Origin of the sequence: Archaeoglobus sulfaticallidus PM70-1 (genome assembly GCF_000385565.1) — an archaeon.
GTDB classification, from domain to species: Archaea; Halobacteriota; Archaeoglobi; order Archaeoglobales; family Archaeoglobaceae; genus Archaeoglobus_A; species Archaeoglobus_A sulfaticallidus.
Genome location: NC_021169.1, coordinates 1,560,443 through 1,578,632, shown reverse-complemented (window position 1 = coordinate 1,578,632; position 18,190 = coordinate 1,560,443). Strand labels below are relative to the sequence as shown.

The window sequence follows — 18,190 nt, the reverse complement described above, 5'->3', positions numbered from 1 at the left end:
AACCTCTTCAAACCTTCATAAAAATTTTCGGGAAAAGTAAGATAAAGGCTGGTGTCGTACTGGCTATATGATCCAGATTGAAGTTACAAGCTCATGCAATCTCAGATGCTCATACTGCTTCAGGAAAAATAATGGTAGAGATATTGATCTCGAGATAATCGAGAAAATAGCCGATAGCGATGATGAGTTCGTTCTCTATGGCTATGGAGAGCCCTTGCTGAATAAGAATCTTGAAAAGATCGTGAGCAGGCTGAATGGTAAGATAACGATAAACACGAATGGCACGATAGACGCTGAAATCCCGGCAGACAGGATAGGATTCTCAATGGACTCGCTGAACAGGTATTATCTGCAGAAGATGAGAGGAGTTGAGCCAGAGAAAATAGAGAGAAATCTGAAAAAAGCTGATGGTAGCTTCATACAGGCCGTAATCACGAGGGATAACCTCGATGACCTCAGCAACATTGTCAGGTTTGCTGGAGAAAACGGTCTGGATGTTTTTCTGACAAATGCTGTGCCACCGAATGAGAAGATTTATACCAAAGTGCTTTACTTCGAGCCAAGCAGGAAGGTTGTGGATCTCGTCCTAAGCCTGAATCTGGATGAAGATTTCATAATAAGAGCTCTTAAGGACTGCTCTGCTGGACATGGAGATTGCATCGAGCTCTACAGAAAGATTCATGATATTGCTGGCAGAGAGGGATACATGGTAAACATTCCGTACATCCTCGAATCCGTTGACAGGATTAACTTGGCTCTGAACTCAGAGAGAAGGATGCTTGAGCTTGAAGAGTTGGCGAGGGATTTTGGCATAGATCTAATCAAGCCAAAATTCTTTGGGGATGCAAATGCTAGAGAGTGTCCGTACAGAGATTCTCTTTTTGTTAGATCTGATGGAAAAGTTTCAAGCTGCATGATTCTATCGAGAAGTCATAGGGAATTTCTGAACAACCACTGGAGGGATGTTCCGGAATTTATTGTTGGAGATCTGAACTCCCAGGACATTGATGATGTCAGAGAGAGTCTGGCAAGCTTTGAAAGTATAAGAGCGAATATGAGGAACTTTCCATGGTGTGCAGACTGTGCACATGTCAACGGATGCTGGTATATTGCTCACAACGAGGACTGCTACACAAACCACCCGTCATGCGGGGAGTGTCTGTATAGTTCGGGAATAGCAAAGTGCCTTTTTTAAGCTCGTCAAGTTAGCTGCCAGATCTAAAAAACTTCAGAGAAATCTGATCTTCAGCTTACCCTCCTTCTCGAGCTTGCCGACATAGCTCAGAAACTCGGTTACTGTCATGTTCATGCTTTCAGCAACCTCGCTTATGCTACCACTCCTGAGCTTCTTCTCTTTTCTCTGTTTGGTATTCTTGAGGGTAAAATGCTCACATATCTCAGCCATACCTCCACAGCTTGAGAAGTAAATGCAGAAGATGCAGGACATCAGAAAATGTTTATGGAAAAAAGAAATAAAACTTTCGGTTTTTCAGATAAATATGGAAAAAAGTGCGGCAAGAAGGCTCGCGATAATTCTGCTGATCTCATTTACGGCATTTCTACTCTCTACATACACGGTTCATGACGTATACCAGGAAAGAACCATCAAGATTTACGATGAGGTAAGGCATACGATGGAGGAGATACGGCACAAGAAAATCGATGTTCCTGTCAAGGTTGTGGACATGGAGTGGGTTCTGGAAAGGTGGGGATCTTCAACCGTGTCTGAAGAGGAAGCAAAAAAGGAAGAGATGTTTTACAAATCCCTCCTTATCGTACCATCCAATTTCAGCTTTAAGAGGAAGGTGGATAGTGAGGTGGCTGGTTTCATGGCATTCTACTGGAAGGATGCCGTTTATGTGGTAAGGGAAAACTTCGATCCATACTCCAACAGCGGGAAGGAGGCTTTGGCCCACGAACTCGAACATGCGATTCAGGACAGATACTTCACCATCAAAGCGGGAGATACACACGATGGAGAGAAGGCTTACAGCGCGTTGATTGAAGGCTCTGCAGTAATCGCCGGATGGCTGTATGTAAACAAGAGCATTGAGAAAGAGCTATCAAAAATTGAAAACGAGACTGAGTGCAAGTTCGAGATAAACAGAGGTTTTGATGATAGCCTCCACTTGCTCTACTTTTTCCCGTACAAGTTCGGCACGCTGTATGCTGGAAAGATGTATCTTGAGACTGGGGATCTGGACAACGGCTATTTGAACCCTCCAAAAAGCACAAAGGAGATCTTAGAGGGCAAGAAATCCTTTATAAAAGTTGTCGGTAATTGGGATGTTGAGGGATACGATCTTATAAGAAACGATACGCTTGGGGAGTTCTTTACATACATTTTCCTGTCAACTCATTTAAGCGACTGCGAAGCCTTAGAATCAGCTAAAGGCTGGAATGGAGATAATTTCAAGCTGTTTCGATTGAACAACTCATTTGTCTTTTTCTGGAAGATATGCTTCGAAACTGAAAAAGATGCTGATGAATTTCAAAATAGCATTACTCAACTTTTAAATACAGTTGGGGTTAAAAAAGGCGATTACTGGGAAACTGGTTTGAAAGGAACCATCAACGAGATAATAAAATTTAAAAGGAATGGTAGAGAAATCTTGATTGAAGGGATGGGAAAGATCTGATAGGGTGAGAGCAAATGTGGAGCATCCTTAAATCTCTGAGGGAAAATCCCAAAATACTGATCGATTCTCAGAAAAAGAGAGACGGTGATCTTGAGATAGTGGAGAGAGCAATCGAACTCGATAAAAAGTGGAGGGAAATGAGATATCAGCTTGACAAGCTGAGACACGAGAGAAACAAGATCTCAAGGGAGATGAAAAATCTGAAGGGAAGGGAAAGAGAGAAAGCGATGAAGAAAGCGAAAGAAATAGCAAGTATGGTCAAGAGCAAGGAAAAAGAGCTTAAAGAGCTTGAAAATGAGCTGAATGAAGTTTTGCTTTCGATTCCAAACATCCTTCATGATTCTGTTCCCATCGGTAGGGATGACAGCGAGAATGTCGCGATAAAGTACTGGGGTAAGCCCAAGGTGCCGAAGGTATTTGAGGAGGAGTTTAGAAGGCAACATGGTTGTGAATACGAGGTCATAGAAAAACCGCCCGTGCCTCATGCCGATGCGGTTGAGGTCTTCGGGTTGGCTGATATCGAAAGAGCAGGGAAAGTTTCCGGTTCGAGGTTTTATTATCTGCTTGATGATTTGATATGGCTTGATTTTGCCCTGATAACCTATGCTTTAGATTATCTATCCAAAAAAGGTTTCAAGATAGTTTCTCCACCCTATATGATGAAGAGGAGGGCGTATGAAGGAGTTACAACTTTTGATGATTTTGAGGAGGTAATCTACAAGGTTGAGGATGAGGATCTCTATCTTATAGCAACCTCAGAACACCCCATAGCCGCGATGCACATGGATGAGGTGCTGGAGGAGAAGGAGTTGCCCCTGCTGTATGCTGGCGTTAGCCCGTGCTTCAGGAAGGAAGCTGGGGCACACGGGAAAGATACGAAGGGCATCTTTAGAGTCCATCAGTTCAACAAGGTTGAGCAGTTTATCTTCTGCCTGCCTGAGCAGTCATGGGACTGGCACGAAAAACTGCTGGAGAATGTTGAGGATCTCTGGCAGGGACTTGAGATACCGTATCGTATAGTAAACATATGCACTGGAGATATCGGGATAGTTGCAGCCAAGAAGTACGATCTTGAGGTCTGGATGCCGTCCCAGGGGAAGTACAGGGAGATGGTTTCATGCTCGAACTGCACTGACTGGCAGAGCTACAGGCTAAACATAAGGTTTGCAGAGGAGAGGGGCAAGCCGACCAAGGGCTTCGTGCATACGCTGAACTCCACAGCAATAGCAACCACGAGAGCTATAACCGCAATTATAGAGAATTTTCAGGAAGAGGATGGCAGGATAAGGATCCCGAAAGTTCTGAGGAAGTATCTTGAGAATATAGACTCTGCACCCAAGGACTATATCGTTCCGAAAATGAAAAAAGCTGAATAGGGGGGATTGGATGGGTTCTGGATCGGATTCCGAGTACTACCTGTTCGAGTGCCCGAAGTGCGGGGATGTGAACAAGCATAAAGGGAAGGTACTGGATAAGGCTGAGGGGGAGAACATCATCGTTTTGAAGGTGAAGTGTGAGGACTGCAATAGCGTTGGGCTGATAAAGATCCTTAAGCCCGGAAACATCGAAATCTTCGATTTTGATTGAGTTATGGATGAAAATTGATTTAATTTATTTTTCCTGGAGTGGGAGAACTGCTAAGGTCTTCAGCTATATTGAAAAGTTTTTGAAAGATAGGGGCTATGATGTTTCAAAAAAAGAGATAAAGCCCTTGAAGGGCAGGAGCTATGCATTCTGGCTTATCCTGTCTTTTATACCGAATCTCGGGGTTGAGATAGAAGACGTACGCATAAATTCTGACATAATCTTCCTTGGAAGCCCGAAATGGACACTCAACTGCCCCCCAGTTACAGAATTCATTAAAAAATACGATCTTTCTGGGAAGGAGATTTTCATCGTTTTAACTTACGGCGGATTTGATGAAGAGAGGTATCTCGAGAGTCTTAAGCAGAAAATAATGGAAAAGGGGGCAGCTGTTAGAGATACAATCCTTTTAAAGAGGAAAATAATCGATTCCGGAGGTTTTGTAGAAGTTGTTGAACCATGGCTGAAGGAAATCTCCAGAATTAATTTCGAGCAGAGGTTCGAGCAGTATTAAATTTGGCAGTATTATATTTAAATCTCTCAAATAGATATCGATTATGAAGCAGATTGGAGTTATAGGGGCTTCGAGATGCGATGCTGAGATTTATGAGATAGCTTATGAAGTTGGAAGGCTGATCGCAAGGAGGGGATACATTCTGATAAACGGTGGGCTTGGTGGGGTTATGGAGGCAAGTGCAAAGGGTGCGATGGATGAAGGTGGGTTGGTCATAGGTGTGATTCCCTATTCAGACAAGAATTTGGCGAATGAGTACTGCACGGCAGTTATAGCAACCAACATGGGACATGCGAGGAATATGATCATTGTGCACTCGAGCGATGCTTTAATCGCTGTGGATGGTGGTTATGGGACTGTTTCTGAGATGGCAATCGCCTTAAAGGAGGGAAAGAGGGTTGTGGCGATAAAACCGAAGGTAATTCTAGATGGGCTTTTGGTTGCGGAGAATGCTGAGCAGGCTGTGGATATGATTTCTGATTGACTTGCTTTCTTTTCCACTTTACAGCAGATGGTAGGATTATTGTCATCACAGCTAACTTAAGTAGCAGATTAAGCAATAAAAATTCAAAAATTCAAAAATATTGTAAAATGACCAAATAGCAAAAAATGAAGAAATCACTCGTATGCTGACTCGTAAATAAGCTCGATTATATCCTTGACAGTTACTCTGTCATCCACCTTCTCCATCTTGACTCCATCCTCTAACATCAGCAGGCAGAACGGACAGGCTACTGCGAGAATTTCTGCACCAGATTCGGCAGCTTCAATTGCTCTAACTCTCGCTGGCTGGATCTCCCCTTCGTAGTCTCCAACTATGTTTCCAGCACCTCCACCACAGCAGAGAGACATCTCCCTGTTGCTCTTCATCTCCACAAGCTCGACACCCGGAATCATCTGCAGGATCTCTCTAGGGAGGTCGTATATCTTGTTGTATCTGCCGAGGAAGCAGGAGTCGTGGTAGGTTACCTTCTTGTTTATTGGCTTTTTGAGTTCAAGCTTTCCACTTTTTATCGCATCATAAATTATTTCAAGAATCAGCTTGACTTCATACCCCTCGTACTCATTCTTAAAAGCGTTAAAGCAGTGCGGGGAGTGAGTGAACAGCCTTTCCACTCCGTACTTGTCGAAAGTTTTAGCATTCTCGTCCATCAGCAGCTCAAAAAGCCCCTCCTCTCCAGCTCTTCTGACATCGTTTCCGCAGCATCCCTCTTCCCTTCCGAGTATCGCGAAGTTCACACCAATATCGTTGAGAATTCTCGCGAGCTTCTTTGTAACCTCGATGTTTCTGTTGTCAAAGCTGTGGGCACATCCAACGAACCACAGCCATTCGAATTCCGGATTGTCCTTGACCTTTGGAACCTCAGCATCAGCTTTCTTAACCCAGTCTTCCCTCTTGAACTTACCCAGGCCCCATGGGTTTTTCTGCTTGTGTATGTTCGTGAAGAAGTCCCTGATGTATGGTGGAGTATTGCCGCTCTCAACGGCCATTCTCTTGATGGCGAGCATAACCTCGCTCGGCTGCGCATCCCTTGGGCAGAACTCTGTGCAGAGCTTGCATGACAAACAGAGCCATGCTTCAGGAGCATCAAGAAGCTTTTCCTCAATGCCAAGCTGGCTGTAGAGCACAAACCTTCTGGGAAAGTTCTGATCGGTTGTTGATACCGGGCAGATTCCTGTGCAGGTCCCGCACTGGTAGCACTTCAGGGAACTCTCTGCTCCAAACTCTTTCACTACCTCAAAATACTCTGGATTTATTTTAACCATTTATTCAACCCCCTGGATGGAATCAATCTCACTGCGTTTTTGATGTAAAGGGCTTCTATCAAAGGTAGAAAAACTTTTCTAATTAAGCAATGGAAGAATTTAAAGCCCGTAAAGAAAAAATAATGATAGATAATTATTTTTATCGGTATTTTATTGTGTTTCAGCTTTTGAAGTGTGTCATCAGTTCGTCTATTAGCTGGTAGGATGTTTTCAGCTTCGTAACATCTCCGAAGTATGTCAGGTTCCAGATAACAAAATGCTCAACTCCAGCCCTGGCATACTCATCGAATTTCTGAATTACTTCCTCAAGCGTTCCGGCAACATAGGCGAGCCTGACGACCTCATCAGGTATTTTTTCAACGAGGCTCAGGATCTCCTCTTTGTTGTAGTTGGTCGGGATGTAATCCAGTAGGCCATAGAACTTTCCGAGCGGGTGCTCGTAGCCAAGTTGCCTGTAGTACTCTGATGGCAGGAGTAAAGCATGAACCTTCATTATCGGCTGCCTTAGAATATTCTCAACTCCTTTCTCGCTTTCATCTATAACGAGGCTTACAAAGAGAGCCTTCTCTATGGTTTTGTCTCCAGCATATTGATCGAGTTTTTCCGCCTTTCTTGCGTACTCCTCTGGGGGGATTGTGGTTGGTAACCATCCGTCACCATATTTTGCTGTGAGCTTAAGCATCCTGTCTCCATGTGCACCAATCCAGATCGGTACCTTTCTGATCGGCTTCAAATCGAAGACAGCATTCCTGAACCGATAGAATCTTCCTTCAAAGTTTATTGTCTCCCCATAGTCAGTTTCCAGCATGATTTTCATCAACTCAAGAGCCTCTTCAAGCCTCGAGACATGATTTTTGAACTCAATACCGTACGGAACGGTGTTCTCAGCCTCTCCAGCTCCAATACCCAAAATAAATCTGCCGTTTGTTGCATGATCTGCTGTAACTGCTTGCTGCAGTAGTACAGCAGGATGCCTCCTGAACACCTCGGTCACTCCGGTTCCCAGGTTTATTCTCTCTGTGGATGTGGAGGCATAGCAGATGGCACAGAACGCATCGTAAAACATATGGCATGATGGATATTTCATGGCGAATACAGTCTCTTTCCACAGATCATGGGGATACCAACCCATCAGGTGGTCTGCAAACCAAAGCGATGAGTAACCTTTCTCCTCCAGCCTTTTAGCCGTTTTGGACACTTCAGATATTGGCGGGAAAGTTGGGGCAACTGTTCCGAACCTCATGACACCCTCTCGCAAAAACGACTATTTATCCGTTGCTAATTCAATACCGGGTATTCGAATAGTATCGGCTTAAAACAAATTTGTCACCACAGAATACAAACAAAATAAAAATATCAAAAATCTTATTGTAATGGCATTCTTGAAATTATTCCTCTCTCACTTTCTTAGGTTTCTTTGCTCTTCTTACCATCATCACTGGGAATATGTTAACGACACCTATTAGATCCCCTTTCCTGATTGTTCCATTATCAAGGGCTTTAAAAATCACATAATTCAATTCTCTGTCTTCTTCTATGGGCTGTGGCTCCCCCCTCCTTCCTAACGAAGCCACATAACCAAAAGCGTGCCTTGTAACAGGACACCTCAAAACAATAGACTCCCTTGGAAGAGGAGTTCTCCTTATCCTTACAGGCTTAACCTCTCCAGCTTTGAATTCGACATCTTCATCTGCTATCAACATTTTCCAGCTTCCTCTGGTTGCTATGGTGAATTCATAGTCTTCAGTATCGACTATTTCGGCTTTCAACTCTCCAGTTTTCTCATCCCTATAAACAATTCTAACTTCTGGCATAAAATCCCTCCAAAATTTAAAGCTCAGTTTTAGGAGCGTAATGCTTCGAAATTAACTTACCACATGTCCCGCAGTAAACCTTAACCCAGTCACCATCTTTTTCAATATCCAAACACTGTCTCGTAAAATCAGCTCCGCATGCGGGACAGGTTTTATAATTCTCTTTTATTATCTTCTCAAACCAAACCCTGTCTAAATCGAGCTTATTTAAAACCATTCTAAACCTTTCATAATATTTCGCATCTGAGGAGAATTCTTCTAAATCTTCAAAGAATTCAACCCAATCCACCACCTCGTCGAGATATTTGATGATCATGTTCAGCGTTATTCCATCGAATTCTTGCTGGGCACACTTCATCGCCACCATTTCAAGATATTTGGCGATTATATCGTCGAGAATGTCTCCACAAATAGGGCATGTCTCATAGTCCTCGAACTTCCCACCGACAATTTCTTCGCCACAAATTTTGCAGAGCTTAACCATTGAATTACCCCCTAATTTTGTATATATTAATAATGTAGTTAATTCTCTTTAAATATTTTTCTCAGGTCTTAGTTTTAGCTATCCAAAGTTCGTAGGGAGCTATATATTCTTTTTTATTCTTTTCCGCCTGTACCATTTTATTAGAATTTAAGAGATATACTTTTTATAAAATTGGTATCTAATCAACCCTATAAAAAATTAACTTAATTAATCATTTATGATCTTGTAATAACTCCCTAAAAAGAAATAGTAAAACTTATTAATTATCTAAATATGGTTCAAAGCATGGTGATTGAGATTTATGTCCTGCTGGCTTTGGCAGCGATCGCATTTCTATCATCACTGGGTGCTCTCCTTACCAAAGACAACTTCTACTCTGCCCTGTACATGGCACTGACAATGATATCGATAGCAACCATCTATGCTATGGCTGATGTACAGGAAGTTTTCGTTCTGATTGTATTTATATTCGTCGGAGCCATTGGCATCGTAACGGTTGCACTTGCAGCAGTTTATAAGTTCAAACCGAAAACTCAGCTATCAAAGGCTTGGCTGATACCATCTGCTGTTACAGCAGCAGTGCTGGGTTATGTCTTCTACTCGAACTCTGAGGTTGTATCTCTTAGCAAGCCAGATCTTGCACTCGGTTCAGAGTATGTTACGGTAATAGCAGCGTTGATCTCGCTGATGATTCTGCTGATGCTTTCCGTTATGCTCGTTTCAAGGGGGGATGGGGTTGATTGATGTAGCTGTTGTTTTGATAACCTCTGTGCTTGTGTTGATGGTAGGATACACGATGGCGATATCCAGCAAAGACCTGATAAGACTCCTGATCTCACTGGAGATGATGTTCGGGGCGGTCTTTCTGGCTTTGATTCCTCTCTTTTCGATAAAATCACTGATCAGTGAGAGTTTCATGCTCGCTGTAATTACAGTGTTTACGAGCAGCAGTGAGCTTTTGATTCTTATTGGAGCCATTGTAAAGCTTGACAGGATTAAGAAGGACATCTCAGTGGATTCGATTTCTGTAGGGGGTGATACGCTTTGAACCTCCTTGTTTACAGCTTGATCGTTCCGGTTATTGCATCGCTGGTTGCACCATCTCTGTCACCAAAGAAAGCAACGCATATCGTATCTCTCTCATTCCTAGTTCCATTCGTGGTAGCCTTTGCCGGGTTGTTTACAATGGATAAGCAGAACATCATTCTTGCTGAGTTATCCAGACCCATTGGTGACTTCTATCTGCTGATTGACCCAATTTCTAACGCGATTGGGCTGACCGTGTGTCTTGTATCAGCGATGGTTGGATACTACTCCCTGCCTTACATGCTGCACAGGTTCGAGGAGATGGGGTATGGTGAGAGCGAGTACAGGAAATACATAATCATCTATGGGTTCTATGCAGTCTCAATGCTCTGGCTCGTTTACAGCGGAAACTTCGTTTTGCTCTACATTTTCCTCGAGATTTCGCTGATCACATCATTCTTGCTGATATACCTGTACGGCTACGGAAACAGAAGATGGGTTGCAGTACTGTACTTCATCTGGACAAATGTGGCTGGAGTTTTAACGCTCATAGGTTTCATAATCGCGGGACTGGACAACTCAAGCTTCGCAATAAAGGACATATCGTTCATATCCTTCACTGCATGGCTTCTGATATTCATTGGGATGCTCATCAAGCTTCCGGGTCTCGGGCCGCACATATGGCTCCCTTGGGCACATGCAGAAGCTCCAACTCCCGTTAGTGCGTTGCTAAGCCCCCTGACAGTCGGTCTGGCTGGCTACATACTGCTGAGGGTTTATCTGATAGATCCGTCTTTCATCAGCACTTACAGAGATATAATACTGGTTTATGCAATCATCTCAAGCATATATGCTGGATTTGCTGTTTTCAAGCAAACTGACTACAAGAGATTGCTTGCATATTCGACGGTTTCACAGATGGGGTATATCCTGATAGGGCTCTGTCTCGGAACCTATGGCCTGATAGGGGTTGTTATCCAGTACATGTCCCATGCATTCGGAAAGTCGATCCTCTTCATGGGTGCCGGTGGTATAATAGCAGTATATCATGGTTTAAGGGACTTGAGAAAGATGGGCGGATTGCATGAATATGTCCCATCGATATCTAACGCAACGCTAATGGGCTTCATGAACCTCGGAGGAATTCTCACAATAGGAATGTTCGGCGAATTCTTCATTCTCAGAGGGATTGTTGATGTGTTTGGCAGCAATCTGATGTCAGAGCTACCGCTGATCGTAGCGGTGGTGTTCATATTCATACTCTCAGGATGGTACAGCTTCTACACGCTCAAGAGAGTGTTCTATGGTCTGCCCAAGGAGATGAGCAGACCGAAGGTTAGCAGGTATCTCGATGTTCCGCTGTACATGATAGGAATACTCTCGATACTGTTCATATTCCCACCGCTCGTAACAGTCCTTCTTAATGGGCTTAAAGCCGTAATTGGGGGTGGAATTTAATGAATGAGATTCTACAATTTGCTATCCTCTTTTTAACTCCAGTGATCTCAAGCATACCGATAGCCCTTGCATGGATCTACAGGCCAGGAGAAAGCTGGGCGAGAAAGCTGCCGTACCTCTCAGTACTGGGGCTATTTGTATCACTACTCATAACACTAAACATCCTGTTCAACTTTGAAGAGGGGTTCTACTCATACCCGTGGATTGAATCATTCAACATCAACTTCGTGTTCGTTGTTGATTACCTGAGCAAGTACATGGGTGCCTTAACGGCATTCATCGCCTTCCTGATCGGTGTTTATGGCTTGGAATACATGAAAGACGACTACAGGCTTGGATGGTACTGGTTCTTCTTCAACACATTCACAGCCTCTATGCTGATGGTCGTCTATAGCGACAATCTATTTACCTTGCTGATAGGATGGGAAGGACTTGGCATAGCCTCATGGGGGCTGATTGGACACTGGTTCAGGGATGACGATGACATAGCCTTCGTCGGGACAAAGGGCAGAAAGGTTGGACCGCTTGAGATGAGCTGGTCTCCGAGCTTTGGAGGCTGGAGAGCAATTTCAACGATAAGGTTCGGAGATATGCCAATGTTCTTTGCAATAGCAGCAATATATGCACTGACGGGAACGCTCGACATTCATTCGATACCCTGGCACAGCATGTTCGAGAAAATAGGCTATGCCGGTACAGTACTGCTCTTCATTATGTTCATGATGGGTCCGTTCACTAAATCTGCACAGCTACCTTTCAGCGAGTGGTTGATGACAGCCATGACAGGTCCAACAACGGTTAGCGCTTTGCTCCATTCGGCAACAATGGTTGCAGCGGGAACCTATCTGTTCATGAGGATCTCATGGTATATCCAGCCATGGACAATGGAGCTGCCAGCCATCGAGGCAATCTACCTCTTCATACTGTTCCTCGGACTTATCTCTGCTTTGTATGGAGCCACGGTAGCATTGGGGCTTAGGGAGAGAAAGGTTCTGCTTGCGGCATCCACCATGTCGAGCCTGGGATTGATGTTTGCCAGCGCATCAGCATCTTACTGGCTCGGTCAGATCGCTTTGATCGTTGCCTTCTGGTATTTGATCGTTCATGCCTTTGCCAAGGCATCGCTTTTCCTTGTGGCTGGACATCTAATCCATGCAACTCATGACAGGTTCTGCAGCGGAAATCTGAAATTTGCGAAAAAGATGAAGGTTGCATTCTTGGTAACCATCATAGCAACAGTATTTCTTGCCGGAATACCTCCATTCACAGCATACTGGGTTAAATCGGCTATGGATGGCCTGATGGAGCATCTGATGGAGGAGCACCTCGTGCTACCACTCTACCTGCTGGTTCTGGTTTCAGTATTTTACTCAGGCTTCCTTGCGAAGTTCCTGAGCCTGAACTTTATCAAGGGAGAAACCCCACACCATGAGCATACGGAAGGCGGGGGACTGATGAAGCTCGCCTATTCTATCATGGTATCAATGCAATTTGTGTTGCTTGCGGTGATACTCCTTCATCTCGACGAGAAGGCTGAGTTCGTGGAAGAGGGATTCATGGTTGCATCAATGAGCGTTGGAGCATTGGTTACAGTAGCCTACCTGTTCGCGTTGTACAAACCGAGCATAAAATCTCTCTCAGCTATAGGAAACTTCCTCACAGACAGAATGTACATGCCGTTCCTGAACGATTACATCGTTCCAAAAATTGGCTGGGTTATAGCTGATGTGGTCGATGCCTGCAATAAGGTCATAGACTTATGCGTACATCAGGCAATTCCATCGATCTTTGATACCTATTCTCTCGGAATCAGAAGCATCCAGACAGGGTACCTCAAAACCTACATAAAGATGGTTTTGGGCTCGGTGATGGTTATTCTAGTAGCAATATCCGTGATGGGGTGGTTGTAAATGGAAGCGTTAATCGTTTCAATAATTCTTTTAACCCTCGGAGCCATATTCTCGCTTAAAGATTCCCGGATTGGATTCATAGCGAGCATTCTAGCCTTGGTTGCCGCGATGCTGACATTGAGCCCTGATGTTTACTTCTATGGTGTCCTGATATTCGCCATAGCCATACTAAACCTGATAACGCTGTACATAACGAAGAATCAGATTAAGGGTGTGGATTACGCCCTTTCAGCGATAATGGCTGTGGCAACATTGCTCGTAATCATGACAAACGATTTTGCCACACTGATGGCAACATTCGTTCTGGTTTCAGTACCAACATATGTGCTCGTGATGCTTGGAGATGAGCCAAAAGTCGACCTCGGCATAAAGTACATAACCTTCATGGTTCTTGCAACGATTCTCTTCATAATCGGAGCTTTCATAACAGTCTATTCATACCAATCGAATCCAGCACTGTATGTGCTCGGATATGTGATGCTGATACTGGGCCTGGCATTGGAAGTTGGAGTTGCTCCCCTGCACGAGTGGGTTCCGGATGTGTTCGCATCAGCAGACCCGATACCGATCTCGATCATAGCATCGATAGCCAAGTTCGTTCCATTCATCGTTGCCTTCAAGATATTGATCTCCACCGCAAATCCAGCGCTTGAAACAATAACAATGTTCTCGGCCTTGCTCGCAGTAGTATCGATGTTCGTTGGGAATATTGGTGCACTCACAAGCAAGGAACATGGCAGGGTTCTTGGTTACTCAACCGTTGCGAACATGGGGTATGTCCTTGCAACCTTCGTTGCTATAGTAAACCTCAACTACATCTATCTCGCCATCTCAGGTGCTCTGCTGCAGCTAATGGCAAACTCAGCAGGGAAGATAGGATTCTTCACAGCCATAAAGAAAAACGAGGTTGGCTCACCTGTCACCTTCGCATTAGCTTTCTCTTTCGTTGGGATGCCACCGTTCATGGGATTCTGGAGCAAGCTGTTCATAGTTCTGTCAATAGTAAACACCGGCTACCTGTGGCTGGCAATTCTGCTGGTTATAAACTCGGCGATATCGGTTCCATATTACTTCAGACTTGCCAGAGAGCTTGGAAGAGGATGGGGCAGTGGAATAGCAAACCTGGTAGGAATTCTGACAGTGCTCATAACATTGATAACGATTTACCCACCTGACTGGTTCGTTCAGTCTGTGAAAGTAATAGTATCTAGTTTCAACATTGCGATGTGAGGGATGTTTATGCTGGATAATGTGATTGTGATCGGAGCGGTAATAGTAATAAGCCTGTTGGTGGATGCAGCCATACTGGTTCTGGCCAAGATACTTCCAAAGTACAATTTAACTGAAATAAAAACCTCAAGGTATGAGGCAGGGAACATACCGATAAGAGAGCCGAAAAAGAGGCTGCCGATGCAGTACTTTGGTTACATGTACATGTTCATGGCTTTAGAGCCTGTGCTTGTGATAGTTCTCTTGCTATCCATAAAACCAACCATAAGTTTCTTCGCAATTCTCGGAATATCAGTGATACTGTTCATTCCGGCAATTTACTTTGGCTATAATCTTGCGAATGATATCGCATACAGGAGGGAGGTGTATGAGTAACACATCTCAGGACTTTTCAGGCCCTCTTGGTTTGATAAAGAAGTGGGGAACCAAGTGGAGCCTGTGGCCAGTTCACCTCGTCACTGCCTGCTGTGGTGTTGAACTCGCTCATGCTTATGCGAGCGGTTACGATGGTGAAAGGTTAGGATCTCTTAATTACGGTATATCGAGGCAGACGAACCTCATAATTGTCGAAGGGGCAATATCAAGAAAAATGGCAAGGGTTTTGAAGATAACTTACGAGCAAATGCCAGATCCAAAGTTCGTCATAGTCATGGGGGCCTGTGGGCTTAAAGGAGGCCTGTTCTGGAATGGTTACCACATGGTGAGACCCTCTGATGTCGTTCCAGTAGATTTCTTCATTCCCGGATGTCCTCCAACTCCTGAATCACTACTGAGAGCTATAAGAGAGCTGCAGGAAAAGATAATGAAGGGAGAGTCGAGGAACACGATAGAGTTTGAAAGGTGCGACATCTCAGCAGAAGGACGAAGCTGCAGGGCTTTAGCACCATCTTCGCCAAAATACCTTGCTCCAACTCCATCCATAGCTGTTGATGTTCCCAAAGAGGTTGAATGGGAATTTGGAGCGAAACTGGTTGAGGAGCTGAGATCCGAGCTTGATGGGCTATACGATCAGATAACCATAACCGGCAAGAACAGAATAGCGATCAGGACCTGCAGAAGGAGAATTTCTGCAATAGCGAGCAAACTGTGCAGTAAATTTGACCATGTTAAGAATGTGAATGTCATAGATCTCCCACACGAAAACAGCTTCATAGTCGAGTATCAGGTATCGAGCTACTCTGTCAGGGACCTCATGCCTGTTGTTGTGAACATCTTTGCCAGAATTCCGAGAGATAATCCAAGGTTCCCGAGTCTGAGATCCTTCTGGGAGAGCGCGGACTACATGGAGAGGGAAATGCACGAGTTCTTCGGTGTGTGGTTTGAGGGAAATCCAGCGATGGGTGAGAGGTTTCTGCTTGCTCCAGACACTCCAGACTACCCGCTGAGGAAGGACAGGAAAGTTGTTGAGGAAAGATATGTTGAGGGGTGATTTTATGGAAGAAATAACGCTTGATGTTCCCGTAAGCCCTCCTACTGAGATGTTTATGCCAATCCCCAAGAAATTCCTGGAGAGGGCATATCAGAATGACGATTATCTGGTACTCGTAGGACCTCAGCATCCCGGAAGCGGGCACATGAGGATCATTTTGAGGATTAAAGGAGATATCATCGTCGAAGCGATTCCCGATCCTGGATATGTTCACAGATCCATGGAGAAACTGGCTGAAAACAGGCTGTATATCCAGAACATACCTCTCTTCGAAAGACCGGCCATAATGGACACTGGAAACATGACGCTTGGCTATGTCAGAGCTATCGAGCAAGCTCTTGATATCGAAGTGCCGGAGAGAGCGAAGTATATCAGGATGATAGTGGCTGAGCTTGGTAGAATCGGAACCCACCTCTACGATGCTGGAATTCTTGCGGTATTTCTTGGCCATACAACGGGCTTCATGTGGCCATTCGCCTTGAGAGAACCGATTATCGAGGCTTTAACAAAGATAAGCGGTACGAGAATTACAGCGTCCTATATAATCCCCGGAGGAGTTAGAAGAGATGTTGATCTCAGAACCTTGGAGTTTATCAGGAAGGTTACCTTCGTGATCGAGAGAAGATTAAAGAGTTTTGAAAGAATATTCATCAAAAATCCAACCGTGATCACGAGGCTCAGGGATGTTGGTATTCTGAGCAAGGAGGAAGCAATAAAGTACGGTGTTGTCGGGCCATTCCTGAGGGCAAGCGGTGTTGAGTACGATGTAAGGGTTGTTGAGCCGTATGAGGCATACGACTCAGTGAACTTCGACATTCCAGTTGCTGATGAAGGGGATTCGTATTCAAGATTTCTTGTTAGAGTAGAGGAAATCTCACAGAGCTTCTCAATAATAAGACAGGCAATAAACGAGCTGAGAAAAATGAAGGAAGGTAACATTCTGAGCGATCAGCTTGCAGAGTTCGAGCCGTCGAAGTCAGATGTAAGGGGATACTTCTACAGGATATTTGGCGATCTGATTCTGCCGAGAGGTGAGTTTACAGCACTTACTGAAGCCTCCAGAGGCAGTCTGCTTTACTCGATAATAAGCGATGGCGAGTCGAATGTTCCGTACAGAGTTAGGATCGTTACTCCCGGGTGGTACTATCTTAAGGGATTCATGGAGTCTCTCAGGGGGGAGAGGGTTGCTGATCTGCAGGCGATTTACGGTAGCTTCGGGTATTTCCCTCCGGAGGCTGACAGGTGAGGTGATTTTATGGAGATGTTGAGTATGAGTTATTTTATGAACAACCTCGTTGAGATCCCGTTGATTCAACCGGCCATAGATTACTTGCTCCAGATTCCGGTTATTGGATACATCGTCGCACTACTGCTGTGGAAGCCACTATTTGCTCTGATATTCTTCCCCGGGCTAGTCACATTGCTCATAGTCCTACTTTTCATAATCTGGTTCGAGAGGAAGCTCACGGCAAGAATCCAATGGAGGAGAGGACCACTTGAGATAGCAAGGCCTGTAGGAGGTATAATCCAGCCACTTGCAGATGGTATGAGATACTTCTTCCAGGAGGTTATAGTTCACAGGGATGCACATAGACCGTACTTCCTCCAGTTCCCGATATTGATATTCATTCCGGTTCTGCTCCCTCTTGTGATGATCCCTGCCGGCACGATAGTTGGCATAAAAACACCCTATGCCTTGCCGATAGCCGTGGCCATAATTTCCCTAATCCCGGTTTTCGTTGTCGCTATAGGATGGGCATCGAACAGCAGGTTTGCGTATATAGGCACGGTGAGAGAAGCCTTCATGTACTTCGCCTACGAGGTTCCATTCATAATCTCGGTTATTTCCATGATCCTGATCTATGGAACAGCCGATCTGATTGAGATAGTGAACAAGCAAGCAATTCCCGGAATAATCCTGAACCCCGTAGCTGCCTTTGTGTTCTTCATAGCGATGGTGATGGCGACCTCCCGACTGCCCTTTGAGATCCCTGAGGCAGATCAGGAAATAGCTTTCGGGCCGTTCGTGGAGTACAGCGGTATAATGTTTGGGCTGGTTATGACCATCGCGTATGAGAAAATGTATGTCATGGCACTGTTGTTTTCAGTACTGTTTCTTGGAGGAGGTAATGGATTCAACATCGCGATTCTGGGGGATCTGAGTCCGACAGTATGGCTGTTCATAAAAACCATGGTTATCATGGTAGCTCTATCGTTCTTGAGGTCTATCTATGCGAGAATAAGGCTAGATCAGGCACTGAAGTTCAGCTGGAGCATGATGATGAAGCTCTCTCTGCTATCACTGCTCATAGCATGTATAATGGTGGTGGTGTGA

Annotated in this window: 20 protein-coding genes; 15 read left to right on the top strand and 5 right to left on the bottom strand. The window is 44.6% G+C overall.

The genetic code is table 11. From position 1 onward, the window contains the following. Positions 1 to 67 precede the first annotated feature (67 nt). Entirely contained in the window at positions 68 to 1,195 is a 1,128-nt protein-coding gene (locus tag ASULF_RS08575) for a radical SAM/SPASM domain-containing protein (protein ID WP_015591331.1), read from the top strand. Positions 1,196 to 1,228: 33 nt separating this feature from the next. Here ASULF_RS08575 and ASULF_RS08570 read toward each other — a convergent pair whose 3' ends face one another. After that, complete coding sequence (locus ASULF_RS08570; RefSeq protein ID WP_015591330.1) at positions 1,229 to 1,447, bottom strand: hypothetical protein; 219 nt, start codon at positions 1,445 to 1,447, stop codon at positions 1,229 to 1,231. Between the two features lie 52 nt (positions 1,448 to 1,499). Between ASULF_RS08570 and ASULF_RS08565 the strand changes: the two genes are divergently transcribed. Genes ASULF_RS08565 through ASULF_RS08545 form a run of 5 tightly spaced genes read left to right on the top strand, consistent with a single transcriptional unit; the run spans position 1,500 to position 5,221 of the window. Beyond that, positions 1,500 to 2,639 (top strand): hypothetical protein, encoded by a 1,140-nt coding sequence (locus ASULF_RS08565; protein ID WP_015591329.1) that lies wholly within the window; start codon positions 1,500 to 1,502, stop codon positions 2,637 to 2,639. Between the two features lie 14 nt (positions 2,640 to 2,653). After that, complete coding sequence (serS, locus tag ASULF_RS08560; protein ID WP_015591328.1) at positions 2,654 to 4,015, top strand: serine--tRNA ligase; 1,362 nt, start codon at positions 2,654 to 2,656, stop codon at positions 4,013 to 4,015. A 10-nt stretch (positions 4,016 to 4,025) separates the two neighbouring features. Next, positions 4,026 to 4,226 carry a hypothetical protein gene (locus ASULF_RS08555; protein WP_015591327.1) on the top strand — a complete coding sequence of 67 codons (201 nt, stop codon included), beginning with the start codon at positions 4,026 to 4,028 and terminating at the stop codon, positions 4,224 to 4,226. A 7-nt stretch (positions 4,227 to 4,233) separates the two neighbouring features. Then, positions 4,234 to 4,737, top strand: a complete 504-nt coding sequence (locus ASULF_RS08550) for a flavodoxin family protein (RefSeq protein WP_015591326.1) — start codon at positions 4,234 to 4,236, stop codon at positions 4,735 to 4,737. A 43-nt stretch (positions 4,738 to 4,780) separates the two neighbouring features. Next, the gene (locus ASULF_RS08545) at positions 4,781 to 5,221 is read left to right on the top strand and encodes a TIGR00725 family protein (RefSeq protein ID WP_015591325.1); all 441 of its coding nucleotides are present in this window, start codon (positions 4,781 to 4,783) and stop codon (positions 5,219 to 5,221) included. 134 nt (positions 5,222 to 5,355) lie between these two features. Here the strand turns inward: ASULF_RS08545 and ASULF_RS08540 are convergent, their stop codons facing one another. The 4 genes from ASULF_RS08540 to ASULF_RS08525 form a co-directional block, all read right to left on the bottom strand. Continuing rightward, positions 5,356 to 6,504, bottom strand: a complete 1,149-nt coding sequence (locus tag ASULF_RS08540) for a (Fe-S)-binding protein (protein WP_015591324.1) — start codon at positions 6,502 to 6,504, stop codon at positions 5,356 to 5,358. A 160-nt stretch (positions 6,505 to 6,664) separates the two neighbouring features. Then, positions 6,665 to 7,747 (bottom strand): LLM class flavin-dependent oxidoreductase, encoded by a 1,083-nt coding sequence (locus ASULF_RS08535; protein WP_015591323.1) that lies wholly within the window; start codon positions 7,745 to 7,747, stop codon positions 6,665 to 6,667. Between the two features lie 145 nt (positions 7,748 to 7,892). Then, a complete protein-coding gene (locus tag ASULF_RS08530) occupies positions 7,893 to 8,318 on the bottom strand; it encodes a DUF22 domain-containing protein (protein ID WP_015591322.1) in 426 nt (141 codons plus the stop codon). A 16-nt stretch (positions 8,319 to 8,334) separates the two neighbouring features. Continuing rightward, the gene (locus ASULF_RS08525) at positions 8,335 to 8,802 is read right to left on the bottom strand and encodes a hypothetical protein (RefSeq protein WP_015591321.1); all 468 of its coding nucleotides are present in this window, start codon (positions 8,800 to 8,802) and stop codon (positions 8,335 to 8,337) included. Between the two features lie 285 nt (positions 8,803 to 9,087). Here ASULF_RS08525 and ASULF_RS08520 point away from each other — a divergent pair, with 285 nt between their 5' ends. From ASULF_RS08520 to nuoH, 9 genes are read left to right on the top strand one after another with little or no spacing between them, the layout of a single operon-like run. Further along, on the top strand, positions 9,088 to 9,546 hold the full coding sequence (locus ASULF_RS08520; RefSeq protein WP_015591320.1) for an NADH-quinone oxidoreductase subunit J: 459 nt from the start codon (positions 9,088 to 9,090) through the stop codon (positions 9,544 to 9,546). Beyond that, a complete protein-coding gene (locus ASULF_RS08515) occupies positions 9,539 to 9,850 on the top strand; it encodes an NADH-quinone oxidoreductase subunit K (RefSeq protein ID WP_015591319.1) in 312 nt (103 codons plus the stop codon). The genes ASULF_RS08520 and ASULF_RS08515 overlap by 8 nt, the downstream gene beginning before the upstream one ends. After that, the gene (locus ASULF_RS08510; protein WP_015591318.1) at positions 9,847 to 11,286 is read left to right on the top strand and encodes a complex I subunit 5 family protein; all 1,440 of its coding nucleotides are present in this window, start codon (positions 9,847 to 9,849) and stop codon (positions 11,284 to 11,286) included. Before ASULF_RS08515 ends, ASULF_RS08510 begins: the two co-directional genes overlap by 4 nt. Beyond that, entirely contained in the window at positions 11,286 to 13,196 is a 1,911-nt protein-coding gene (locus ASULF_RS08505; RefSeq protein ID WP_015591317.1) for an NADH-quinone oxidoreductase subunit 5 family protein, read from the top strand. Before ASULF_RS08510 ends, ASULF_RS08505 begins: the two co-directional genes overlap by 1 nt. After that, positions 13,197 to 14,426, top strand: a complete 1,230-nt coding sequence (locus ASULF_RS08500) for a proton-conducting transporter transmembrane domain-containing protein (protein ID WP_015591316.1) — start codon at positions 13,197 to 13,199, stop codon at positions 14,424 to 14,426. 9 nt (positions 14,427 to 14,435) lie between these two features. After that, a complete protein-coding gene (ndhC, locus tag ASULF_RS08495; protein ID WP_015591315.1) occupies positions 14,436 to 14,801 on the top strand; it encodes an NADH-quinone oxidoreductase subunit A in 366 nt (121 codons plus the stop codon). Continuing rightward, a complete protein-coding gene (gene nuoB, locus ASULF_RS08490) occupies positions 14,794 to 15,855 on the top strand; it encodes an NADH-quinone oxidoreductase subunit NuoB (protein ID WP_015591314.1) in 1,062 nt (353 codons plus the stop codon). Before ndhC ends, nuoB begins: the two co-directional genes overlap by 8 nt. Positions 15,856 to 15,859: 4 nt before the next feature. Further along, positions 15,860 to 17,101 carry an NADH-quinone oxidoreductase subunit D gene (locus ASULF_RS08485; RefSeq protein ID WP_015591313.1) on the top strand — a complete coding sequence of 414 codons (1,242 nt, stop codon included), beginning with the start codon at positions 15,860 to 15,862 and terminating at the stop codon, positions 17,099 to 17,101. Positions 17,102 to 17,110: 9 nt separating this feature from the next. After that, complete coding sequence (gene nuoH, locus ASULF_RS08480; RefSeq protein ID WP_015591312.1) at positions 17,111 to 18,190, top strand: NADH-quinone oxidoreductase subunit NuoH; 1,080 nt, start codon at positions 17,111 to 17,113, stop codon at positions 18,188 to 18,190.

What these genes read in the sequence shown, in the direction of transcription:
- ASULF_RS08575 (WP_015591331.1), top strand. Translation starts at nt 68, where the DNA reads ATGATCCAGATTGAAGTTACAAGCTCATGCAATCTCAGATGCTCATAC.
- ASULF_RS08570 (WP_015591330.1), bottom strand. Translation starts at nt 1,447, where the DNA reads ATGTCCTGCATCTTCTGCATTTACTTCTCAAGCTGTGGAGGTATGGCT.
- ASULF_RS08565 (WP_015591329.1), top strand. Translation starts at nt 1,500, where the DNA reads ATGGAAAAAAGTGCGGCAAGAAGGCTCGCGATAATTCTGCTGATCTCA.
- serS (WP_015591328.1), top strand. Translation starts at nt 2,654, where the DNA reads ATGTGGAGCATCCTTAAATCTCTGAGGGAAAATCCCAAAATACTGATC.
- ASULF_RS08555 (WP_015591327.1), top strand. Translation starts at nt 4,026, where the DNA reads ATGGGTTCTGGATCGGATTCCGAGTACTACCTGTTCGAGTGCCCGAAG.
- ASULF_RS08550 (WP_015591326.1), top strand. Translation starts at nt 4,234, where the DNA reads ATGAAAATTGATTTAATTTATTTTTCCTGGAGTGGGAGAACTGCTAAG.
- ASULF_RS08545 (WP_015591325.1), top strand. Translation starts at nt 4,781, where the DNA reads ATGAAGCAGATTGGAGTTATAGGGGCTTCGAGATGCGATGCTGAGATT.
- ASULF_RS08540 (WP_015591324.1), bottom strand. Translation starts at nt 6,504, where the DNA reads ATGGTTAAAATAAATCCAGAGTATTTTGAGGTAGTGAAAGAGTTTGGA.
- ASULF_RS08535 (WP_015591323.1), bottom strand. Translation starts at nt 7,747, where the DNA reads ATGAGGTTCGGAACAGTTGCCCCAACTTTCCCGCCAATATCTGAAGTG.
- ASULF_RS08530 (WP_015591322.1), bottom strand. Translation starts at nt 8,318, where the DNA reads ATGCCAGAAGTTAGAATTGTTTATAGGGATGAGAAAACTGGAGAGTTG.
- ASULF_RS08525 (WP_015591321.1), bottom strand. Translation starts at nt 8,802, where the DNA reads ATGGTTAAGCTCTGCAAAATTTGTGGCGAAGAAATTGTCGGTGGGAAG.
- ASULF_RS08520 (WP_015591320.1), top strand. Translation starts at nt 9,088, where the DNA reads ATGGTGATTGAGATTTATGTCCTGCTGGCTTTGGCAGCGATCGCATTT.
- ASULF_RS08505 (WP_015591317.1), top strand. Translation starts at nt 11,286, where the DNA reads ATGAATGAGATTCTACAATTTGCTATCCTCTTTTTAACTCCAGTGATC.
- ASULF_RS08500 (WP_015591316.1), top strand. Translation starts at nt 13,197, where the DNA reads ATGGAAGCGTTAATCGTTTCAATAATTCTTTTAACCCTCGGAGCCATA.
- ndhC (WP_015591315.1), top strand. Translation starts at nt 14,436, where the DNA reads ATGCTGGATAATGTGATTGTGATCGGAGCGGTAATAGTAATAAGCCTG.
- nuoB (WP_015591314.1), top strand. Translation starts at nt 14,794, where the DNA reads ATGAGTAACACATCTCAGGACTTTTCAGGCCCTCTTGGTTTGATAAAG.
- ASULF_RS08485 (WP_015591313.1), top strand. Translation starts at nt 15,860, where the DNA reads ATGGAAGAAATAACGCTTGATGTTCCCGTAAGCCCTCCTACTGAGATG.
- nuoH (WP_015591312.1), top strand. Translation starts at nt 17,111, where the DNA reads ATGGAGATGTTGAGTATGAGTTATTTTATGAACAACCTCGTTGAGATC.